This window comes from Bradyrhizobium sp. 26S5 (assembly GCF_036923295.1).
GTDB lineage: Bacteria > Pseudomonadota > Alphaproteobacteria > Rhizobiales > Xanthobacteraceae > Bradyrhizobium > Bradyrhizobium septentrionale.
On the sequence record NZ_CP145948.1, the window covers coordinates 6,052,329 to 6,072,183 of the forward strand.

Consider the following 19,855-nt stretch of genomic DNA (forward strand, 5'->3'; position numbering starts at 1 on the left):
CGAGTTCGCTTCACAATATCCGGCGCATCCGCGTCGGCATGTTCATTCGCTACCGGTCTTGTACGCGGCCTTCGCGACGTCGCGCTGGCCTGACAATTCCGCGAACGTCCGCTGCTTCTCGAGCCACGCGTGATATTCCTTCTCTTCCTCCACGACGACCTTGCTCCGCATTTGCGCGTGCGCGGCGCCGCACAGCTCCGCACAGAGGACGTCGAATGTTCCGGTACGCGTGGGCGTGAGCCAGTAATACGTCACCGAGCCCGGGATCATGTCCATCTTCGCCCGGAACTCGGGCACATAGAAATCATGCAGAACGTCGATCGAGCGGAGCAGCACCTTCACCGGCTTTCCAATCGGCAGATGCAGATCCTCGTTTTGAACGACGACGTCGTCCTGTCCGTTCGGATCATTGGGATTCAACCCGAGTGGATTGTCGGAACTGATCAGGCGCGCATCTGACGTGCCGAGCCGGCCGTCCTTTCCGGGAAGCCGATAACTCCACGTCCACTGTTGTCCAACGACCTCGACGTCGGTCGCGTCGTCGGGAACGGTGACGAACTGGTGCCAGACGACCAGGCCGGGCGCCAACATGGCGGCGACGCCGACCGCCGTCACGATGCTGAGCCACCATTCGAGCTTCTTGTTTTCGGGATTGTAGGCGGCCCGCCGTCCCTCCTTGTGGTGGAAGCGGAACACGCAGTAAGCCATGAACGCGATGACCGCGCAGAAAACCGCCCCGGTGATCCAGAACGTCAGGTTGATCGTGTCGTCGATGTAGCGCCAGTTCGAGGCGATCGGCGTCCACCACCACGGGCTGTAGATGTGAAACAGCACCGAGGCGACTGCAACCAGGAGCAGTACGAGCGCGACAGCCATCCCTCATTCCTCCTTGCCATTTAAGGCTGCGGAGACGAACGAAAGGGCGGAGCTCACGTCAAAGGTATGGTGTCAAGGTATGGTGTCACGTACACCATCACCGTGCCTTTTGCCTCGCCCATTCTGCCGGTCGCGACGCTGGGACATCATGACAAAGGGTCAACGTCACGACCGCAATCTCATCGGAGCTTGGGGGCGTTCAGTGCATTCAAGATGGTACTCGTCGAGCCCGGCGTCAATAGAGGAGTATGCCCCGCCTCGGTCCGGCGCGTGTTGGCGCGAATGCGTTGCATGCCGGAGAGCACCGATCGGGACCCACCATCAGATGGTGCATCGCAAAACCTGGCTTTGTGCGATTGCACAATTCTCCCGACGCGTTCGCCATCTTGCTTCTGCTGCATATCGGACTAGTTTGATTGGACCGGTTGCGACAGATGTCGTCCGGCAAGCTCCTTCTGGTTGAATCTGATTTGCCGGACTCGGTCGCGATTTTCGCGCATGAGGCGGATGTGCGTGTTTTGAGGGCGCTCCGTTCCCCTGCGACCACCAGCAAGGAGGCCGGAACCATGACCACAGTATTCGCACGGCCCAAACTGCAATTGTTTGGCGTCTCTACCGCCTTTGTCGTACGCAAGATCAGCCTTTCCGATTTGGGCGACGCGCTGCGCCTCGGCTGGGAAGACTTCAAAGCCATCCCGACCCACGCAATCGTCCTGTGCGTGATGTATCCCGTCCTCGGACTTTTCCTGTTCAGACTTGTGATCGGCTATTCGGTGCTGCCGCTGCTGTTTCCGCTCGCCGCCGGCTTCGCCCTGATCGGTCCTTTCGCCGGACTCGGCCTCTACGAACTGAGCCGCCGCCGCGAGCGGGGAGAGGAGCCGGGAGCCTGGGACGCAATGCAGGTGCTGCGCGCGCCGTCGTTCGGCGCCATGCTCGAACTTGGGTTTCTCCTGTTCGTTCTGTTCGGGGTCTGGATCGCCGCCGCGAACGCGATCTACGTTGCGACTTTCGGCTATGCTCCGGCTGCGAGCATCCCTGATTTCGCACAGCGCGTGTTGACGACGCCCGAAGGCTGGTCGCTCATCATCATCGGATGCGGCGTCGGCTTCCTTTTCGCCCTGATTGCCCTGTGCGTCAGCGTCGTCTCATTTCCACTGATGCTCGACCGCCATGCAACAGCGATCGATGCGATCCGCACCTCGATACGGGCCGTGAAGATGAATCCAGTTGAGATGGCTGCGTGGGGATTGATCGTTGCGGTACTGCTGGCCGTGGGCTCACTGCCATTCTTCGTCGGTCTCTGCGTCGTTCTGCCGGTGCTTGGTCATGCGACCTGGCATCTTTACAGGAAGGTGGTCGAGCCTGACCCGAATCCCCCGCAAGAAGAGCCCCGCCCGCCGATCGGTCACCGCTACGCGGCTGATTTCCCGGCCTCTCTCTTCCCGTGGAGCCGTGAGCGTTAGTGATACCGGCGCGAGCCAGAGATTCGCGAACCGCCTCACATGCATGCCCGCTTGTCGGATCAATGCGGGGCGCAAATCCGCTTGGCTTCACGATCGCGCCAGCATTCCGTCATTTCCCGGGCATAGCCGTCCGAAGGACGGCGTCGCTTGCGCTCGCCTATGCCCGGGCATGACGGCCGGTAGCTTACGTTTGCTTCAACAATGCCGGGTCGACCGGCATCTTTCGCAGCCGCTTGCCGGTCGCCGCGAAGATCGCATTGCCGATCGCAGGCACGATGCCCGATGTCCCGGTCTCACCCATGCCGCCGGGCGGCTCCGAACTCGGCACGATGTGGACCTCGATGGCCGGGGCCTGATCGATGCGCAACATCTGGTAGCTGTCGAAGTTGGTCTGCTCGATGCGCCCGTCCTTCAGCGTGATCTCGCCATAGAGTGCGGCAGTGACGCCGAAATTGATGCCGCTTTGAAGCTGCGCCTGCACCGTGTCGGGATTGACCACGGTGCCGCAATCCATCGCGCAGACGACGCGGTGGACGCGAACCGAACCGTCCTTGGCAACCTCAACCTCGGCAACCTGCGCAAGGTAGCTGCCGAACACGAATTGCAGCGACACGCCGCGTCCGCGCCCGGCAGGTAGCTTCCCGTCCCAGCCGGCCTTGGCCGCCGCAAGTTCCAGCGCCGCCTTGGCGCGCGGCGACTTGCCCAGCAGCGCCTTGCGATAGTCGACCGGATCCTGCTTGGCGGCCGCCGCCATCTCGTCGATCACGCTTTCGGTGACGAACACATTGTGCGAGGGACCGACGCTGCGCCAGAACGCGGTCGGAATGCCGGGCGGCTCGACCCGGACATATTCGACGTGGAAATTCGGGATGTCGTAGACGAGATCGATCGCGCCCTCGGTCGTGTCGGGATCGAGACCATTGCGGAACGCCGGCGGCGCCCATCGCGCCAGCACCGACGAGCCGGCGAAGCGGTTGTTCCAGGCGATCGGCTTGCCGGATGCATCGAGTCCGACCGCAATCCGGTCGCACCAGTAGGGACGATACATGTCGTGCTGGATGTCCTCCTCGCGGGTCCACACCAGCTTGACCGGCGCATCGACCTGCTTTGCGATTTGCACGGCGCGAATGACACCATCGACCTCGAGCCTGCGGCCAAAGCCGCCGCCGAGCAGATGATTGTGCACCACGACGTTCTCCGGCGGCAGGTCCAGTACCTTCGCGGCCACCGCCTGGGCGCGCGAAAGCGCCTGGCTGCCGACCCAGATCTCGCAAGCATCGGGGCGCACGTGCACGGTGCAGTTCATCGGCTCCATCGTCGCATGGGCGAGGAACGGCAGCTGATAGGTCGCCTCGACTTTCGTCACAGCGCCCGCCATCGCCTTGTCGGCGTCACCGATGTTTTGCGCGACCGTGCCCGGCTTGGTGGTGGCGGCTTCGAGCTCGCGCGCGATATCTGACGTGGCGAGCTTGGCGTGGGGCCCCTCGTCCCACTCGATCACGAGCGCCGCGAGACCTTTCTTCGCCGCTCCCATATGATCGGCCACCACGGCGACTGCGTCATCGAGCTTCACGATCTGGCGCACGCCGTTGACGGCTTTTGCCGCTGCGTCATCCACGCGCTTCACCCGCCCGCCGAACACCGGCGACTGCGCCAGCGTCGCGATCTTCACCCCGGGCGGCCGTGCGTCGATGCCGTAGACCGCCGAGCCGTCGATCTTGGAGGGTGTGTCGAGCCGCCTGGCCGGCGTGCCGATCAGCTTGAACTCGGCCGGGCTCTTCAGCGTCACATTCTCCGGCACAGGCATCTGCGCCGCGTCAGTCGCCAGCTCGCCGTAACCCAGCTTGCGTCCGGAGGCTGCATGATGCACCTCGCCGTTCTCGGCGCGACACGAAGCGGGCTCGACGTTCCAGCGTTTCGCCGCGGCTGCGACCAGCATCGCCTTCGCGGTGGCGCCGGCTTTCCGCATCGGCTGCCAGCCGCCGCGCATCGCGTTCGAATTGCCGGTGGCCTGCACGCCGAGCAGCGGGTTGGCATAGAGCTTGTCGCTCGGCGGCGCGTGCTCGAGTTGCACCTGCTTCAGGCCGATCTCGAGCTCCTCGGCGATCAGCATCGGGATCGAGGTGTAGGTGCCCTGCCCCATCTCGACATAGGGCATGGTCAGCACGACCTTGCCGTCGCCGCCGATCCGGATGAAGGCATTCGGCGCGAAGCCATCGGCGGCCGCGGCTTCGCTCTCGCGGCCCGCGAACGGCAGGCTCACGCTGAGCAGCAGGCCTCCGCCTGCGATCGCGCTCGCGCGGAGGAAGTTGCGCCGCGACAGATCGGCGGAGCGCTCAGACACATTGTCCATCAGCGTCATGATCAACCTCCCGACTGCGCGGCTTGCTTGATGGCTTCGCGAATGCGGACATAGGTGCCGCAGCGGCAGATGTTGCCCGACATCGCGTCGTCGATATCGGCGTCGGTCGGCTTCGGCTTGCTTGCGAGCAAGGCGGAGGCGGACATGATCTGCCCGGATTGGCAGTAGCCGCATTGCGGCACCTCATGCGCAAGCCAGGCGTCCTGGATCTTCTTGCCGGCGGGCGTGGTGCCGACCGCCTCGATGGTCGTGATCTTGGAGTCCCCGACGCTGTCGATCGTCGTGATGCAGGAGCGCACCGCCGCGTCGTCGAGATGCACCGTGCAGGCGCCGCACAGCGCCATGCCGCAGCCGAACTTGGTGCCGGTCATGCCGAGCACGTCGCGCAGCACCCACAGCAGCGGCGTATCGCCGTCGGCGTCGACCGAATGGCTGGTCCCATTGATGGTGAGCTGGAAAGGCATCGTGACACTCCTGTCCTGGTTCGAGACCTCGCGCGGACTGCGCCCCTCCGGGCGCAACCGGCCACATTCCAAAGCGATCGCACGCGCATTCGCGCTGATTGCTCACTCGTGGTAATAAATACAAATGCCACGCCCTATAAGCGGCGCTTTGATCCGCAATGAAATAACCATTGGTTTATAATCATGGACCGACTGACCAGCATGTCCGTGTTCGCCCGCGTCGCCGATCTCGGCTCCTTCACCGCGGCCGCCAAGGAGTTGCGGATGTCGCCGACCATGATCGGCAAGCATATCCGCTTTCTCGAGGATCGGCTCGGCTCGCAATTGATCAACCGGTCGACGCGGCGGCAGGGCCTCACCGAGCTTGGCCGCAGCTATCTCGATCACTGCAAGCATTTGCTGGAACAGGCCGAGGCCGGCGATGCGCTGGTCGAGGAGGCCTTGAGCGCGCCGCGCGGCAAGCTCCGCGTGGCGACCTCGGTCGCCTTCGGGTCGTACAGCCTGGCGCCCGCGCTCGTCCGCTTCATGAAGAGATATCCGGAAGTCTCGGTCGACCTCATCCTCAGCGACAGGATGGTCGATCTGCTCGAGGAAGGGCTGGATGCCGCGATCCGGGTCGGCACGCTGACCGACTCCACCATGATGTCGCGCTCGCTGTCGCCCTATACCGGCGTGGTTTGCGCCGCGCCGGGCTATCTCGCCGAACACGGCACGCCGACCCATCCGGCGGATCTCGCCAGCCATGAGTGCCTGCGTTATCCCGGCTGGTCGGACGGACAGCGATGGACCTTCTTCGGGCCGGAGGGCGAGGTGCATGTCGATGTCGAGAGCCGCCTCTTCATCAACAGCGCATTCGGCATCCGCTATGCGGCGCTCGCCGGCGCAGGCATCGTGCTGATGCGCGACGAGTTGCTCGCCGACGATATCGCCGCGGGGCGGCTGCAACTGCTGCTGCCGAACTACACGACGCAAAGCCGGGCGCGCCAGATCCTGTGGCCGAAGAACCGCAAAATGACCCCGAAGCTGCGGGCGCTGATCGACTTCATCGTCGAGACGTATGGGTGACCGGTGCGGCATGCCGAGTGCGCCCCGCGAATTCAATCACTGAGTTGCCCGACGGCGCAAGCTCGCTCCACAAAAATATTTCGATTTTTCGGAAGCACAACTTGGTGTATGGTCCGCTCGTCTCACCCGATCGAGGGGCGCTTCGCGATCGTCACGGGTGTTGTGGTGAGATGCGGTGGACGCCCAGCGTGCGACTGACGAGAGCACGTGAGGCGGACGGTGAAGTCGTGTGGTCCTGACGCCCTAGTGGCCGGTGTCCCCTTGGAAGACGCAATTGCGTCTTACGAAGGCGGTGACAAAAAAGCCAAGTCTCGCCGGGGAGAGCACGAAGTAAGCCGTAACCCATCGCGCAGGGAAAGCCGGAGTTCCCGGTTACACCTGTGGTCCTACCCCCGTGCTTTCTACTTTTGCACGGGGCCCATGGGTGCGATCGGCACCCGGCTTTCCCTGCGCCCTCTGCTCAAGATGAGGGCGGAACGAGATGCAAAACTCGGACGCTTCATGTCGCGAGAACGCGAAGCTACGTCCCCACCCACACCTGTCATCGCCCGCGAAGGCGGGCGATCCAGTACGCCGCGGCTTATCCGTTCGAGTACCATCGTCTCTGGAATACTGGATCGCCCGGTCCCGTCTACGCCAAGGCTTCGACGAGGCCACGAATCCCAGGCACGCCGAAGCTTTAGCGAAGGCGGCAAGCCGGGCGATGACAGCGAGAATGCGGATGTTTGACTTTTGATGCCGCAACACATTCGATGTCGTCCTGGCGAAAACCAGGACCCATTACCCCAAATGGAAATTGTTGCGCGACGCCGGGGCCACGGTCACGTTCACAATCAAATTTGGTGGTTATGGGTCATGGCTCCCGTGCGCAATTGCGTACTAGGCCAGGACGACGACAACATTTGCAGCGGACAGCGCAATCCACGCAGCCATCCCCCTCACCTCATCAGCGCCTCTGCCTCCTTGCGGAACGCCTGGCGGGAGCCGTCGCGGGAGTAGAACATGTGGCCGCCGGGATAGACCACGAGCCTGGTGCGGCTCGGACCGGCAAAAGCCGGCAGCTGGTCGAGGATGATCTTCGAGGCGAAGTATGGCGTGGCGAGATCGAACAGGCCGTGGCCGATCAGAAGCTTCAGCTTCGGGTCGAGCGCCAGCATCTGGCGCAGCTGCGTCACCGACTCCGCCGGGCTGATGCCGTGACCGAACTCCCAGGCCTTGTTCACGCTCTCGCTGAGCAGATGATAGGAGCCGTCCGGCCGCCAGTTCAGCTTGCGCGTGGTGAGGTCGACGGCGGCGCTGGTCAAGGGCGCCATCAAGGGATCGCCGGACGGATCGTTGAAATGGAAGTAGCTGGAATCCGGATAGGGATCGAAGCCCTCGACCGAGGCGTCGTAGCGGCCGGTCACCTTGCCGTTCTTGCGATCGAACTCGCGGCGGAATTCGCCGATGTCGAAACGGCCGGCCAGCCTGCGGCTCACCGCCTGATCGATGCCGGTCAGGCTCGCGACCCTGTCGGCGAGCCGCGTGGTGGCCTCGGCATCGGCCTGGCCCTTGACGAGATCGAGCAGGAAATCGCTCTGCGCGTAGCGCTCGACGTCGGCGAGATCCTCCCGCGTCACCGCTCCCTTGGCCTGCCGCGCGACCGCCGTCATGGTCGGCAGGCTTGCGACATATTGCAGGAGGCTGGAGCCGGTATATTCGCGGAAATCGAGCACCGGCGAGATCAGGATCAGGCCGCGCGGGCCGACGCCCTGCTGCATTTGCAGGTTGCGCACCACCTTGGGCCCGCGAATGCCGCCATAGCTTTCGCCGACGATATATTTCGGCGAGGTCAGCCGGTCGTATTTCTCCAGCCAGCGGCGGATCACCAGCGCGACCGAATTGGCGTCGCCGTCGACCGTGAAGAAGCGCTTGCGCGCATCCTCGGACGTGGTGACGAAGCGGCTGTAGCCGGTGCCGACCGGATCGATGAAGACGAGATCGGTGAAATCGAGCCAGGTGTCGGCATTCGCCTGCAGCTCGGGCGAGGCCGAGGACACCGCGCCGTCGCCATCGAACGGCAGCCGCCACGGCCCGACATTGCCGAATTGCAGCCAGGCCGACGCCGAGCCCGGACCGCCATTGAACAGGAAGGTCACCGGACGGCTCGCCTTCTCGGCGCCGTCGAGCTGGTAGGAGGTGTAGGCGATGTCGGCGAGCGGCTCGCCCTTGTCGTCGAACACGCGGATCGAGCCCGCGGTCGCGCTGAAGGCAAGCATGCGGCCGGGCAGCGCGACGGATTGCTTTGTGGTGGAGTCCGGCGGCAGGCGGTGCTGCTCGGCGGCGGGCGTGCTGGCCGCGGCGTTGGCGCCGGAGCCGGCCTCGCCGCGTCCTCCCCGGCCCTTCTGGCCGCTGGGAGCCTGCGCGCTCGGCGACGGCGAAGGCTGCGGGGTCTCGTCATCGGCCCGCGCCGCGGTCGCAAGACAGGCCACCAACAGCGCCGCAGCACACCGTGTCGCAAAACTGTTAGCCATGTCGTTCACTCCCTGGGCCGGCGTTTACGCATTCCACCTGGAAATTGCGCTAGCTTGGCGGCACCTGTGGGGCATGCGGTCCTTTTCCGGACCATCTCGACAAGGCCGCCGGGGATGTATAGACGAGCGCGGCGTATTCCGTGCCAAACGAGTTCGTGAGCGATGGCCAGCCCCAAGCGGTATGACAAGATCGCCTTCGTCGCCAGCGCAAGCGCGGAAGCGCAGTCGGCGCTCGAGGCGCTGACCGCGATGTACGGCAACCTTCCACCCGCCGATGCCGACGTCGTGGTTGCGCTCGGCGGCGACGGATTGATGCTGCAGACGCTGCACGCCAACATGCGCAGCGGCAAGCCGATCTACGGCATGCACCGCGGCACCGTCGGCTTCCTGATGAACGAATACTCGACGCATGATCTGCGCACGCGGCTGGCGGCCTCGCGGGAGTCGCTGATCAATCCGCTCCTGATGCGCGCGACCGACATCCACGGCGCGGTGCACCTGCATCATGCCATCAACGAGGTCGCGCTGTTCCGGCAGACCTACCAGGTCGCCAAGCTGCGCATCCTGATCGACGAGCATGAGCGGATGGCGGAGCTGATGGCCGACGGCATTTTGGTGGCGACGCCGGCCGGATCGACCGCCTACAACCTGTCCGCCCAGGGTCCGATCCTGCCGATCAACGCGGCGCTGTTGGCGCTGACCCCGATCAGCGCGTTCCGGCCGCGGCGCTGGCGCGGCGCGCTGTTGCCGAATTCCGCCTTCGTCGTGATCGAGGTGATCGAGGGCGAGAAGCGCCCGGTCGCGGCGGTGGCCGACCATGACGAGGTCCGCGACGTCCGCCGGGTCGAGGTCTTGTCCGACAAGACGATCGCGATGCGGATGCTGTTCGACCCCGGCCACTCCTTGGAAGAGCGCATCCTGCGCGAGCAGTTCGGCTACTGAGGACGGCGGCTTGCCCCTTGCTCCCCTTACCCGGCAACCAATCATTAACCCCGGGCAGGATATGGTTAACGTCGGGTAATACCGCGTTGGCCCGGTATGCCCTTTCGGGACCGGACCATGTATCGCATCGATTTCAACAAGCTGCGATTTTTGATTTGCGACGACAATCCGCACATGCGCCGCATCCTGCGGACGCTTTTGCATTCGTTCGGCGCGCGCGAGGTGTATGAGGCCGAGGACGGCGCCACCGCGCTCGAGATGTATACCCATTACGTGCCCGACATCGTCATCACCGACTGGTCGATGCCGATCTTCGACGGGCTCGAGCTCGCGCAGATGATCCGGCAGCCGGAATCCAAGGGCAATCCCTACGCGCCGATCATCATGCTGACCGGGCATTCCGAGAAGCGCCGTGTCACGGTGGCGCGCGACGCCGGGGTCACCGAGTTTTTGGCCAAGCCGATCTCGGCCAAGGGCCTCTACCAGCGGATCATGAACGTGGTCGCCAATCCGCGCCCGTTCATCAAGACCAAGACCTATTTCGGCCCCGACCGCCGCCGCAACACCACCAACACCTATATCGGCCCCGAGCGCCGCGGCAGCGGCGAGGTCGAGGTGCTGCAACAGCCGTCGCTGCTCGAAAAGGCGCGCTCGACCATCTAGGACACCGTCATGGCGAAAGACAAACCCGGGACGATCGAGGTCAAGAGCTTCGGCACGCACCATGTCATCACGCAGCCGAACCCGCTGCGCAAGATGCTGCTGCGCGTCCCCGAGAGCGATCTCGACGATCCGGTCGGCCGCGCCGAGAAGGCGCTCGCCGGGCTGTCGGGCGAGTTCAAGGAATGGATGACGATCGAGGCCGACCGCCTCTCCGCCGCGCACGCCGCGGTGCAGCGCGAGGGCTTCAACGACAAGACGCGCGAGGAGCTGTTCTGCGCCGCGCACGACATCAAGGGCGATGCCGCGACATTCGGTTATCCGTCGGCGGCCGTAGCCGCCGAGAGCCTGTGCCGCATCATCGAGCACGCGCCTGACCTAAGCGCGGTGCCGCCGCAGCTGATTTCCCACCACATCAACGCGGTGCAGGCGATCGTGCGCGAGCGCACCAAGCTCGACACCGCGGTCGTCGCCGGCGTGCTGAGCAAGCAGCTCCGCGGCATCACCGATGAATTCCTGACCCACGCCAACCGCGACCGGCCCGAGCATCTCGAGGCGATCCTCGCGCCGAGCATCGCACCGAGCGAATAGCCGCGCGGCCGGCTGCCGCGCCGCGGCAACCTCTCAAGCTTCCATCAATCGCTGGAAACGCAGCCCTCAGGCCGCGACGAGATCGTCGTAAGGCAGCACCGCGACCGCGTCTTCCGCGGCGAGCTCCTCGCAGAACATCCGCGCATCCTCGCGCGCCGATTCCGTCGCGAAGCGGCGGAGCAGGATCAAGAGCGGCTCGGCCGCCGAATGGTCGGTCTCGCAATGGGTCAGCACGCGCTCGACCATACGGCGATGCAACCGCGCTGCGCCGTCGCCGCTGTCGACATAGCCGACCTCGTGGCTGGCCTCGAGCGCGACGCGGAACGCGACATAGGTGGATTCCGGCAACCCCGCGCGACGTAGCAGCGCCTGCAGGCCGTTGCCGCCGCGGTCGTTCACAAGCGCGGAGACGCGGCCATAGGGCAGTCCGGACAGTTCGGCGAGCGCAGCCCCGAACAGATCGAGATTGCCCGACAGCAGCGCGCGCAGGATCAGGCCTGCGGTCAGTTGCCCGGTGGCGCGCAGATGCGTGATCAGGCCATGCATATCGTCGCCGAAGGCGCGCGCGGCGATATTCACCGTGGAACGCTCGCGCGCCTCGCCGGCGATCCGGTCGGCCCGGTCGGCGCCGAGCCAGTTTCGCGCGACGACGAACTGCGCCAGCGTGTCGGAGAGCTTTGCGACCAGAGCCAGCCGTGTCGCGGACGGCAGGTCTTCGAGCTGCAGCATCGATTCCCGGATGGCCGCGAGATGGCCGTGGCGCTCGACGATGCGGTCCCAGGAGAACGGCGCGAGGCCCGCATACGGGTTCTCGATCAGCTCCAGCGCGGCTGCCGCCGAGCCGACCTCGGCAATCGCGGCGGCGACGGAGGCCGGCAGGTTGATGCGGCGCGCGATCGCGCACTGCATCTCGTCCGAGCCGGTCGCGACGATGTCGACGAGGTCGGCATCGATCAGGAGCGGTGAATGTTCCAGCACCGGCAGCGCGATCGCCGGCTGGTCGGCCGACAGCGCCTGGACGATCGCAGCCGGCGCTTCCGCGCTGCGTGCAAACACCTCGGCCATCGCCTGCCGCACCAGCGGCGACGGGTCGTCGAGCAGCATCAGCAGCGCGCCTTCGGCTGCGATGCGATCCTCCTCGGCGAGATCCGAAATGAGCCAGGCCCGGGCCAACGCCCGCGTCGCCTCTGCCCGCTCGCCTGCCGGAGCGGTCCTAATCCAACTAATGAACTGCCGAACGATCATGGTCCTTCCGGCTTACGCAACGAAACGGCATCGACTTACGACGCCAACTACAAGGAAAAATAAACCATGACGCTTAACAAAGGGTTCACCATAAACGTTTGGGATTATTGACGTTTCGTTAAGACGGCCGAGGCGCCACGACTTCGCGCGCGCAGCAAGGCGGTGCTAGCCGCTGCTGTAGGTGCCGTTGGGATCGCTGAACAGATCCAGCCGCCCCGGCGCGCGGACCTTCGGCGTCGCCGAGCTGGTCAGCGCGGAGGAACTGCCCCACAGCTCCTGCACCGCCGGCGAGATCGGCTGTGAGCGGTCGCCGCCCTGATAGAGCGAGCGAAACGCTGGCGCCGGCTGCGCGGATGCGACGGTCGAGGTCGCACTGACCGTCGTGGCCGAACGGGCGTCCGGGAAGGTCGAGAGATAGGACGCGGTGTCCATGGTCAGCGCCGGTGTCGGCGCCGCGCTTGCGATCGCGTAGGGACTCATCGTGTCGCCGCCCGCCGCGGCAAACGCGGTGCGCGTATCCGTCGAATCCGCGGCCGCGGCGTAGCGCGTGGTCAACACCGAATAGACCTGCGAGACGCTGCGCGCGCTGCCCGACTTGTCGTAGAAGATCGACTGGTTCGCCGCCGCCGCCTTTGGAAACATCGCAGCCGCACTGGCGCTCGGACTATCCTCGGCACTCGAGATCAGCTTGCCGGCGCCGCCCACCCCCATGAAGTGAGCCATATAGAGTTCGGCATCGGTCGGGCGACGGCCGAGCTTGCCGGTGAGCTTGAAGCTGTTGGATTGCGTCAGCACCGCCGCCATCGAGGACGCCGCATCGGGATCGTCGCGCAGCTTCATGATCGCATTGCGCGCGGTGGGATCGCTGACCGAATAGCTGCCGTCGGAATTCTTGGTGATGGCGTCGGCATACTGGCCGTAGCCGAGCTGGCTTCCGGCCTCCTTGACGGTGCCGAGCCAGGTCTGGTCGATGAATTGATAAAGCCCATGCGCCGACGAGGTGGTGGCGCCGGCCCGCGGATTGAAATTGGATTCCATCTTCGCGGTCGTGAGCAGATATTCGAAGCTCGTGCCGGTGGTCGCGGCCGCCTGCTTGATCGAGCTTGCAACTTTCAGGCGCGAGGAATCGACACCTGCCGCAGCCGTGGCATTGTAGAGGTCGACCGCCATCGATCCGGTGCCTTGCAGGCGCCGGCAATCGGCACCCATGTCATGTCAACCTGCCGTAATTATGGTTAACGGCACGTTAACATCCCGCTCAGGGCTGGGCCTCGTAGTAGTGCGCGACCTGGTCGATCTCCTCGGCCGTCATCTGGCGGGCGATGTTGCGCATCTGCTGGCTGATGTCGTTGCGCCGGGTGCCCGACGCGAAGGCGTCGAGCTGCGCCTTGATGTAGACCGCCGACTGGCCGCCGAGCCAAGGGCTCCCCGCCTTGTTGTCGATATCGCCGTGGCAGGAGCCGCAGGGCGGGATGTTACGCATCGGGGCGCCTGTCACCACGATCGCCGGCGCAGGACGGCCAGTATCCAGATTGTTCGAGGGCACGCGCGGCAGATAGGCGTAATAGGCCGCAACGTCCTTCATGTCCTGATCGCTCATCGTCGCCGCGAACGGGCTCATCACCACGCTCACTCGCGCGCCGGTCTTGAAGTCGGCGAGCTCCTTGTACGTCACCGCGGCAAACTGCCCGGCGAGGTTCGGTGAATGGGCGTCGCTGACGCCCTGCGGTCCGTGGCAGATCGCACAGCGCTGAGCCAACGTCGCGCCCCGCCCGATCGAGACCTGATTCACCTTGGTCAGCATCTCCGACGTCATGACGACATTGGAGGTCTTGAAGTCCGGCTTGACGCCAGCCTCCTGCACGGCGGCGCGCGGAACACCGGCCGCACTGCAGATCGCGTCCCAGACGCCGGCAAGCTTGAGATCCGGTTGCGCCAGCGGCAACCAGATCAGGCCCGCGATGGCCGACAGCACGGCGATAGCGACCGTGATGCCGACGCTGGTGGCGAACCACGGATTGCGCAGCGAGAACAGCGGCTGATCGCTCATCGGCCCGCTCCGACATAGACCGCAGGCACACTGGTCTCGTTCAGCGCCATCAGTTGCGCGATCGGGAAACCATAGTTCACCACGGTGAGACCGACCATCAATGCGAGCCACAGGCCGAACGAGTTGAGCGCGACCGGAATCCGCGCCGGCATGTGCAGCGGCACCGCAAAGCGGTACGCGCCGGCCTCGCCTCGCGCGCCGAATTGCCCGCGGATCAGCACCAGCAGGAACAGAAAGCCCGAGATCAGCAGGATGAAGCCGCCGATCGCCGACATCGTGACCGACAAGGCCTGCGGCGAGATCGCCGGGTTGGCATAGTCATAATACGCCATGCGGCGCGGCATGCCGAGAATGCCGACATAGTGCCATGGGAAGGTGGTCACGATCATGCCGATGAACCACAGCCAGAGCTGCGCGCGCATCAGGCCAAAGCTGTCCAGCGCACGGCCAGTCAGATGCGGCCACAGATCATAGGCGATGGCAAAGTACATGATGACGATAGCGCCACCGAAGATCAGGTGGAAATGGCCGGTGATCCACTGCGTGTTGTGCACGCTGGCGTCGAGCTGATAGCTCATGTTGATCAGGCCGCCGGCGCCGCCGAAGCCGAGCATGACCAGCGACAGCGCCGTCGCCAGCATGATCGGATTGGACCATGGCAGAGCGCCGATCCAGCCGAAGGCGCCGCGGCCGCCACGCAGGCGGCTCGCAATCTCCGCCGACGCGCAGATCGTGAACACCGTAAGCAGCGTCGGCAGTGCGACGAGGCCGGTGAACACCGAGTGCATGAACTTGAATCCGGCGCCGACCTGCGGGTCGGCAAACAGATGATGCACGCCGATCGGCATCGCCACCACGACGAACAGGATGAACGAAATCCGCGCCATCGCATCGCTAAAGAGCCGGCCGCCGATCGCGCGCGGGAAGATCGTGTAGTAGGCGATGTAGGTCGGGATCAGCCAGAAATAGACAATGGCATGCAGGGTCCAGGAGAAGAAGACGCGCGCCAGCCCCGCATCGATCGTGGACTTGAGCCCGAGCGCCACTGGCAGGATCTGGAACAGGATTTCGAGCGCCGCACCGACCGCGGTCCAGCCCCAGAGCAATGAGCCCGCGACATTGGCATACATCGCAAGCGGCACCGGCTTGCCGGGGTTCTCGCGCTTCCAGATCACGAAGTTGATGACCATCAGTGCGACCCAGATCCATGAGCCGACCACGACCATCACGACGCCGATGTAATAGAAGGGATTGCCGACCATCGGCGGATAGAAGGTGTAGAGCACCGAGGCGAGCCCGAGCGACACCGGGATCATCGCGACAACGGCGCCGACGGCGACCAGGAAGAAGCCGGCCCAGGCCCAGCGCCGCCCAATCAGCGCCTTCTCCAGCGACGCTTCGGTGATCGCATAACCGAATCCCATCGCGATCAGCGTCGGGAATACGTATCCCATCGCCGAGCCATGGGCGGTGACCGAGCGATAGTAGAACTCCGGATTGAAATGCCAGGCATTCAACGGACTGCGCACGAACATCTGCCAGGCACCGAGCACCAGCGCCACGCCGAACACGATGAAGGCGAGCCAGAAATGCGCCGCTATCAGCCGCTTGTTAGTCAACACAGGTCAGCCTCCGCTTCGCTGGCGCCATGTCGCGGAACGCGCTCTTGTCGACCACCTTGACCTTGCCCCACATGCCTTGGTGACCGATGCCGCAGAATTCCTGGCACGGCATCACATGATCGCCAGGCGCCTTGAAACGCACCGGCAGGTCCGTGACGTAGCCCGGCACCAGCATCGTGTTGACGTTGGTGCCCTCGATCAGGAAACCGTGGACGACATCCGCGCTGGTGACGCGGAGGGTGATCGGAGTCTCCGCGGGCACCACGATGCATTGCGGCGTGAAGGAATATTGCTGACCGATCGCACGCACCGTGACCGAGCCGTCGGCCTCCACGGCAGTGCCGAGATTGCTCTCGACGAACTCGCCGGACAGATGCAGCGTCTTGGGATCGGCGGTTTCGACCCGGCCCTGCGGCATCGTCGCCTGATGGATGCCGATATAGGCCGCCATGCCGACCAGGAGGCCGACAATGACGATCGACAGCGTCGCCCAGCGCCGCTCGATCCGTGCGGCAACGGCTTCGCCAAGGCTGTGATCCGTCTCGGTCGCCATCAGGGAGCGCTCCGCGGCAGGAAGACGAGCAGGTAGAATGCAAACCACAATCCGACCACGACGGCCGTCGCAATGCCCGCGACCGCGATCGCGCCACCCGGACCAACGCGCACGATGGTCTCGACGGCCTCGTCTTCGGAGCCGGATGCCGGCGGTTGCGGCGAAGATGAGTTGATCATGATCGCGCCTCTAGTTCAGCGTTGCCGCACGCAGTTCGTTGGCCTGCCGCGCCGACACCGGCTCGCCGCGATTGCCCCAGGCCGTTCGAATGTAGGTCACGACGGCCGCGACTTCGTCGTCCGACAGCTTCTGCGCGAATGGCGGCATGCCGTGCGGCATCGGATTGCCTGACGTGCCCGGCGGATAGCCGCCATTGAGCACCATCCGGATCGCGTTGACCGCCGAGACCATCTGGATCGACTGGTTGCCGGCGAGCGGCGGATAATCCGGCGGCATCCCCAGCCCGGTCGCGCCATGGCAGCTCGCGCATTCGCGGTCATAGAGCTGCTTGCCGAAAGAGTGCAGCAGGCTGCTCTCGGCCGTAGGCAGTGCCGTGGACGCCTTTTCGGGCGATGTGCCCTGCGCAAGGCCCTTCAGATAGATCGCCATCGCGCGCACGTCATCGTCATTGAGATATTGCAGGCTGTTGTAGACGACCTCGGCCATCGGGCCGTACACCGCGCCCTTGGCGGAGACGCCCTTGCGCAGATAGTCGACGATCTCCTCGAGCGACCAGTCACCGAGCCCCGCCTCCTTGTTCGAGGTCAAGGATGGCGCGTACCAGTTCTGCATCGGGATCAGGCCGCCTTCGAAGGCCTGCGACTGCGAGCTGCCGCCGAGCGCATTGATCGCGGTGTGGCACATGCCGCAATGGCCAAGGCCCTCGACCAGATAGGCGCCCCTGTTCCACTCCGCGGATTTGGTCGGATCCGGCTTGAACTCGCCTTCCCTGAAGTAAAGCGTGCGCCAGCCGAGGATCAGCGAGCGGTTGTTGAACGGGAACGTCAGGTCATGCGGCTTGTTGAGCTGCCTGACCGGCGGCACCGTGCGCAGATAGGCGTAGATCGCGTCGCTGTCCTCGCGCGTCACCTTGGTATAGGAGGCGAACGGCATCGCCGGATAGACCAGGCCGCCATCGGGGAAGCGGCCATTGTGCATCATCTGGTAGAACTGGTCGGACGTCCACGTGCCGATCCCGGTCTGCGGGTCGGGCGTGATGTTCGAGGTGTAGAGCGTGCCGAACGGCGTCTTCATCGGAAGGCCGCCGGCGAAGGTCTTGCCTTCGCGCGCGGTATGGCAGGCGATGCAATCGCCGGCACGCGCGAGATACTCGCCCTTGGCGATGACCGCCGGATCGGCTGCCTTCTGCTGCGCCGAAGCCGCGAGCGGCGACAGCGACAGCACCAGCCCGACAAGCAGTCCTATTGAGGTTCGCGACATCGGCACGATCCCTTCAGTGCGGTTCGCTGCCGCATTCGAGCGGCATCGGAAGGCTACCTCGCGGCGCGAAGGACGGATCTGTTGGTGCCGGACGCGACGACAGGTAGGCGGCCACCGCCTTCACGTCGTCCTCGGTCAGGAGGCCTGCGACGATCTGCATACAATCGGGAGCGAGCGCCGTCCGCGTGCCGTAGCGCCAGCCGCCGAGCTGGCCGCTGATATAGGCCGCGCGCAGGCCCAGCAGACCGGGAATACCGGGCTCCATGCCGCCCAATGCCGGACCATGACAGGCCGAACAGGGTGGAATGCCGTGTTGTGGATCGCCGTTCTTCACGATCGATTCCCCGCGTGCCAGGATCTCCTTGCTGTCGACCGGCGGGACCGGCGGCGGAAATGCCGGCCTGAGCGAAGCGAAATACTCGGCGATCTTCTTCAAGTAGTCGTCGGTCTGAAACTCCAGCAGATAGTTCATCGGCGGATATTTCCGCCGTCCGTCCCTGAACGCGATCAGCTGATTGTAGAGATAGCCCGCCGGCTTGCCGGCCAGCCGCGGGAAATAAGCGTCGCTGGTGCCCTCGCCGTCGGCGCCGTGACAGGGCGCACAGGCGAGGACGCGCGCGGCCATCGTGTCCGGCGCACGCTCCGCCGTTTGCGCTTGCGCCGCACCGATCGGCCACACAGCCCAGGCAATAAACCCAACAAGCGGTATCAGGCGATGCGCCACAGTTCACCCCCAGTGACGACGATGCGCAATGGCTTGCGCATGGCGTAACAGGAGGCCACGAAGTGCACGACTTCGACGCGTTGTACTTTGATTCAGATCAATGATCTATTTGCGATAGACCTGCGCCGGATCGAACAGCCGCTCGGCATCGACAAAGGACAGGCTGACATTGCCGCCCTCGCCCTTCACTGCCCGATAGAAGCAGGAGCGCCGGCCGGTGTGGCAGGCGGCGCCGATCTGCTCGACCTTGAGCCACACCGCGTCCTGATCGCAATCCATCCGCATCTCGACCACGCGCTGGGTCTGGCCCGAGCTCTCGCCCTTGCGCCATAGCGCATTGCGCGAGCGGCTGAAGTACCAGCCTTCGCCGGTCGCGATCGTCTTGCGCAGGGCCTCGTCGTTCATGTGCGCGACCATCAGCACATCGCCGGTCGCGACATCGGTCGCAACGCAGGTCACGAGACCTGCCGCGTCGAATTTCGGCTGGAAGTCCAGCCCCTCTTCGCGGTCGTGGTCGTGGGTCGATGCGGACACGGAAAACCTCGCTTAAGAAAACGCGAGGTTACCGGTTCGGTCCTCGCACCAGGGACAGGAAGCGCTGCTGCTCGGCCGGGTTGTCGCGGAACATGCCGGTGAAGCGGCTGGTGAAGGTCGATGCGCCATGCTTGGCGACGCCGCGCACCGACATGCAGGTATGCTCCGCCTCGATCAGCACCGCAACGCCGCGCGGCTTCAGGACCTCGTCGATCGCAGCCGCGACCTGGGCGGTGAGATGCTCCTGGGTCTGCAGGCGGCGGGCGAAGATGTCGGTCAGCCGCGCCAGCTTGGAGAGGCCCACGACGCGCTCCACCGGCGTATAGGCGATATGCGCCCTGCCGTAGAACGGCATCATGTGATGCTCGCACTGCGAGGTGAATTCGATGTCGCGGACGAGGACGAAATCGTCGTAGCCGGCGGTCTCACCGAAGGTGCGGTTCAGCACCTCGGCCGGGCACTGATGATAGCCCTGATAGAGCTCGTCATAGGCCTCGACGACGCGGCGCGGCGTGTCGAGCAGGCCCTCGCGGCCGGTGTTCTCACCGATATAAGCGAGCAGCGTCTTTACGGCATCCTCGGCTTCCGCCCGCGACGGGCGCGGCTGGTCGGCACGGACGGCCGCCGCCATAAATTCTGCGGGGTCGAGCTCGCTGGCTTTGGCGTCGGTCGGCTTGTTGGGGCGGATCGATTTGATCAAGGCGTCCATGTCTTCTCCGTTCGACCGGCCCTGGCATTTGCCCTCGGGGCC

19 protein-coding genes are annotated in these 19,855 nt (G+C 64.8%); 5 read left to right on the forward strand and 14 right to left on the reverse strand.

The genetic code is table 11. The annotated features are described in order from the left end of the window. Positions 1-42: 42 nt before the first annotated feature. Positions 43-876: a cytochrome c oxidase subunit II gene (gene coxB / locus V5279_RS28465; RefSeq protein WP_338690231.1), complete on the reverse strand. Its 834-nt coding sequence runs from the start codon at positions 874-876 to the stop codon at positions 43-45. A gap of 566 nt (positions 877-1,442) precedes the next feature. On the opposite strand from coxB, the gene V5279_RS28470 reads away from it, so the two are divergent. Beyond that, on the forward strand, positions 1,443-2,339 hold the full coding sequence (locus V5279_RS28470; protein WP_166307029.1) for a DUF2189 domain-containing protein: 897 nt from the start codon (positions 1,443-1,445) through the stop codon (positions 2,337-2,339). 184 nt (positions 2,340-2,523) lie between these two features. On the opposite strand, the gene V5279_RS28475 is transcribed toward V5279_RS28470, so the two are convergent. Continuing rightward, a complete protein-coding gene (locus V5279_RS28475; RefSeq protein WP_338690233.1) occupies positions 2,524-4,701 on the reverse strand; it encodes a xanthine dehydrogenase family protein molybdopterin-binding subunit in 2,178 nt (725 codons plus the stop codon). Positions 4,702-4,703: 2 nt separating this feature from the next. Beyond that, positions 4,704-5,165, reverse strand: coding sequence for a (2Fe-2S)-binding protein (locus V5279_RS28480; protein WP_338690235.1), 462 nt, complete (start codon positions 5,163-5,165; stop codon positions 4,704-4,706). 183 nt (positions 5,166-5,348) lie between these two features. On the opposite strand from V5279_RS28480, the gene V5279_RS28485 reads away from it, so the two are divergent. Continuing rightward, positions 5,349-6,230 carry a LysR substrate-binding domain-containing protein gene (locus V5279_RS28485; RefSeq protein WP_338690237.1) on the forward strand — a complete coding sequence of 294 codons (882 nt, stop codon included), beginning with the start codon at positions 5,349-5,351 and terminating at the stop codon, positions 6,228-6,230. Positions 6,231-7,168: 938 nt separating this feature from the next. Here the strand turns inward: V5279_RS28485 and V5279_RS28490 are convergent. After that, positions 7,169-8,743 (reverse strand): S10 family peptidase, encoded by a 1,575-nt coding sequence (locus V5279_RS28490; RefSeq protein WP_338690239.1) that lies wholly within the window; start codon positions 8,741-8,743, stop codon positions 7,169-7,171. 162 nt (positions 8,744-8,905) lie between these two features. Between V5279_RS28490 and V5279_RS28495 the strand changes: the two genes are divergently transcribed. From V5279_RS28495 to V5279_RS28505, 3 genes are all read left to right on the forward strand, one after another. After that, on the forward strand, positions 8,906-9,685 hold the full coding sequence (locus V5279_RS28495; protein ID WP_166297633.1) for an NAD kinase: 780 nt from the start codon (positions 8,906-8,908) through the stop codon (positions 9,683-9,685). A gap of 117 nt (positions 9,686-9,802) precedes the next feature. Further along, a complete protein-coding gene (locus tag V5279_RS28500; protein ID WP_024582417.1) occupies positions 9,803-10,348 on the forward strand; it encodes a response regulator in 546 nt (181 codons plus the stop codon). A 9-nt stretch (positions 10,349-10,357) separates the two neighbouring features. Next, positions 10,358-10,936 carry an Hpt domain-containing protein gene (locus tag V5279_RS28505; RefSeq protein ID WP_338690252.1) on the forward strand — a complete coding sequence of 193 codons (579 nt, stop codon included), beginning with the start codon at positions 10,358-10,360 and terminating at the stop codon, positions 10,934-10,936. A 66-nt stretch (positions 10,937-11,002) separates the two neighbouring features. Here V5279_RS28505 and V5279_RS28510 read toward each other — a convergent pair whose 3' ends face one another. From V5279_RS28510 to folE, 10 genes are all read right to left on the reverse strand, one after another. Further along, positions 11,003-12,181 (reverse strand): DUF2336 domain-containing protein, encoded by a 1,179-nt coding sequence (locus V5279_RS28510; protein WP_338690254.1) that lies wholly within the window; start codon positions 12,179-12,181, stop codon positions 11,003-11,005. A gap of 165 nt (positions 12,182-12,346) precedes the next feature. Continuing rightward, positions 12,347-13,351 carry a transglycosylase SLT domain-containing protein gene (locus tag V5279_RS28515; protein ID WP_338701418.1) on the reverse strand — a complete coding sequence of 335 codons (1,005 nt, stop codon included), beginning with the start codon at positions 13,349-13,351 and terminating at the stop codon, positions 12,347-12,349. Positions 13,352-13,439: 88 nt separating this feature from the next. Further along, entirely contained in the window at positions 13,440-14,231 is a 792-nt protein-coding gene (locus V5279_RS28520; protein ID WP_338690256.1) for a c-type cytochrome, read from the reverse strand. Then, positions 14,228-15,853, reverse strand: a complete 1,626-nt coding sequence (locus V5279_RS28525) for a b(o/a)3-type cytochrome-c oxidase subunit 1 (protein WP_338690258.1) — start codon at positions 15,851-15,853, stop codon at positions 14,228-14,230. Before V5279_RS28525 ends, V5279_RS28520 begins: the two co-directional genes overlap by 4 nt. Beyond that, entirely contained in the window at positions 15,843-16,406 is a 564-nt protein-coding gene (locus V5279_RS28530; RefSeq protein ID WP_338690260.1) for a cytochrome C oxidase subunit II, read from the reverse strand. The genes V5279_RS28525 and V5279_RS28530 overlap by 11 nt, the downstream gene beginning before the upstream one ends. Next, complete coding sequence (locus tag V5279_RS28535; RefSeq protein WP_338690262.1) at positions 16,406-16,585, reverse strand: hypothetical protein; 180 nt, start codon at positions 16,583-16,585, stop codon at positions 16,406-16,408. The genes V5279_RS28530 and V5279_RS28535 overlap by 1 nt, the downstream gene beginning before the upstream one ends. 10 nt (positions 16,586-16,595) lie before the next feature. Next, positions 16,596-17,846 (reverse strand): cytochrome c, encoded by a 1,251-nt coding sequence (locus tag V5279_RS28540; RefSeq protein ID WP_338690264.1) that lies wholly within the window; start codon positions 17,844-17,846, stop codon positions 16,596-16,598. A gap of 13 nt (positions 17,847-17,859) precedes the next feature. Beyond that, positions 17,860-18,471: a c-type cytochrome gene (locus V5279_RS28545; protein WP_338690266.1), complete on the reverse strand. Its 612-nt coding sequence runs from the start codon at positions 18,469-18,471 to the stop codon at positions 17,860-17,862. Positions 18,472-18,675: 204 nt separating this feature from the next. Next, positions 18,676-19,104, reverse strand: coding sequence for a phosphoribosyl-AMP cyclohydrolase (gene hisI / locus V5279_RS28550; protein WP_338690268.1), 429 nt, complete (start codon positions 19,102-19,104; stop codon positions 18,676-18,678). 28 nt (positions 19,105-19,132) lie between these two features. Continuing rightward, on the reverse strand, positions 19,133-19,813 hold the full coding sequence (gene folE, locus V5279_RS28555) for a GTP cyclohydrolase I FolE (protein WP_338690270.1): 681 nt from the start codon (positions 19,811-19,813) through the stop codon (positions 19,133-19,135). Positions 19,814-19,855 lie beyond the last annotated feature (42 nt).

Bases quoted from the DNA above. Each gene is read 5' to 3' on its own strand.
- coxB (WP_338690231.1), bottom strand. From the start codon at position 876: ATGGCTGTCGCGCTCGTACTGCTCCTGGTTGCAGTCGCCTCGGTGCTG.
- V5279_RS28470 (WP_166307029.1), top strand. From the start codon at position 1,443: ATGACCACAGTATTCGCACGGCCCAAACTGCAATTGTTTGGCGTCTCT.
- V5279_RS28475 (WP_338690233.1), bottom strand. From the start codon at position 4,701: ATGACGCTGATGGACAATGTGTCTGAGCGCTCCGCCGATCTGTCGCGG.
- V5279_RS28480 (WP_338690235.1), bottom strand. From the start codon at position 5,165: ATGCCTTTCCAGCTCACCATCAATGGGACCAGCCATTCGGTCGACGCC.
- V5279_RS28485 (WP_338690237.1), top strand. From the start codon at position 5,349: ATGGACCGACTGACCAGCATGTCCGTGTTCGCCCGCGTCGCCGATCTC.
- V5279_RS28490 (WP_338690239.1), bottom strand. From the start codon at position 8,743: ATGGCTAACAGTTTTGCGACACGGTGTGCTGCGGCGCTGTTGGTGGCC.
- V5279_RS28495 (WP_166297633.1), top strand. From the start codon at position 8,906: ATGGCCAGCCCCAAGCGGTATGACAAGATCGCCTTCGTCGCCAGCGCA.
- V5279_RS28500 (WP_024582417.1), top strand. From the start codon at position 9,803: ATGTATCGCATCGATTTCAACAAGCTGCGATTTTTGATTTGCGACGAC.
- V5279_RS28505 (WP_338690252.1), top strand. From the start codon at position 10,358: ATGGCGAAAGACAAACCCGGGACGATCGAGGTCAAGAGCTTCGGCACG.
- V5279_RS28510 (WP_338690254.1), bottom strand. From the start codon at position 12,181: ATGATCGTTCGGCAGTTCATTAGTTGGATTAGGACCGCTCCGGCAGGC.
- V5279_RS28515 (WP_338701418.1), bottom strand. From the start codon at position 13,351: ATGGCGGTCGACCTCTACAATGCCACGGCTGCGGCAGGTGTCGATTCC.
- V5279_RS28520 (WP_338690256.1), bottom strand. From the start codon at position 14,231: ATGAGCGATCAGCCGCTGTTCTCGCTGCGCAATCCGTGGTTCGCCACC.
- V5279_RS28530 (WP_338690260.1), bottom strand. From the start codon at position 16,406: ATGGCGACCGAGACGGATCACAGCCTTGGCGAAGCCGTTGCCGCACGG.
- V5279_RS28535 (WP_338690262.1), bottom strand. From the start codon at position 16,585: ATGATCAACTCATCTTCGCCGCAACCGCCGGCATCCGGCTCCGAAGAC.
- V5279_RS28540 (WP_338690264.1), bottom strand. From the start codon at position 17,846: ATGTCGCGAACCTCAATAGGACTGCTTGTCGGGCTGGTGCTGTCGCTG.
- V5279_RS28545 (WP_338690266.1), bottom strand. From the start codon at position 18,471: ATGGCCGCGCGCGTCCTCGCCTGTGCGCCCTGTCACGGCGCCGACGGC.
- folE (WP_338690270.1), bottom strand. From the start codon at position 19,813: ATGGACGCCTTGATCAAATCGATCCGCCCCAACAAGCCGACCGACGCC.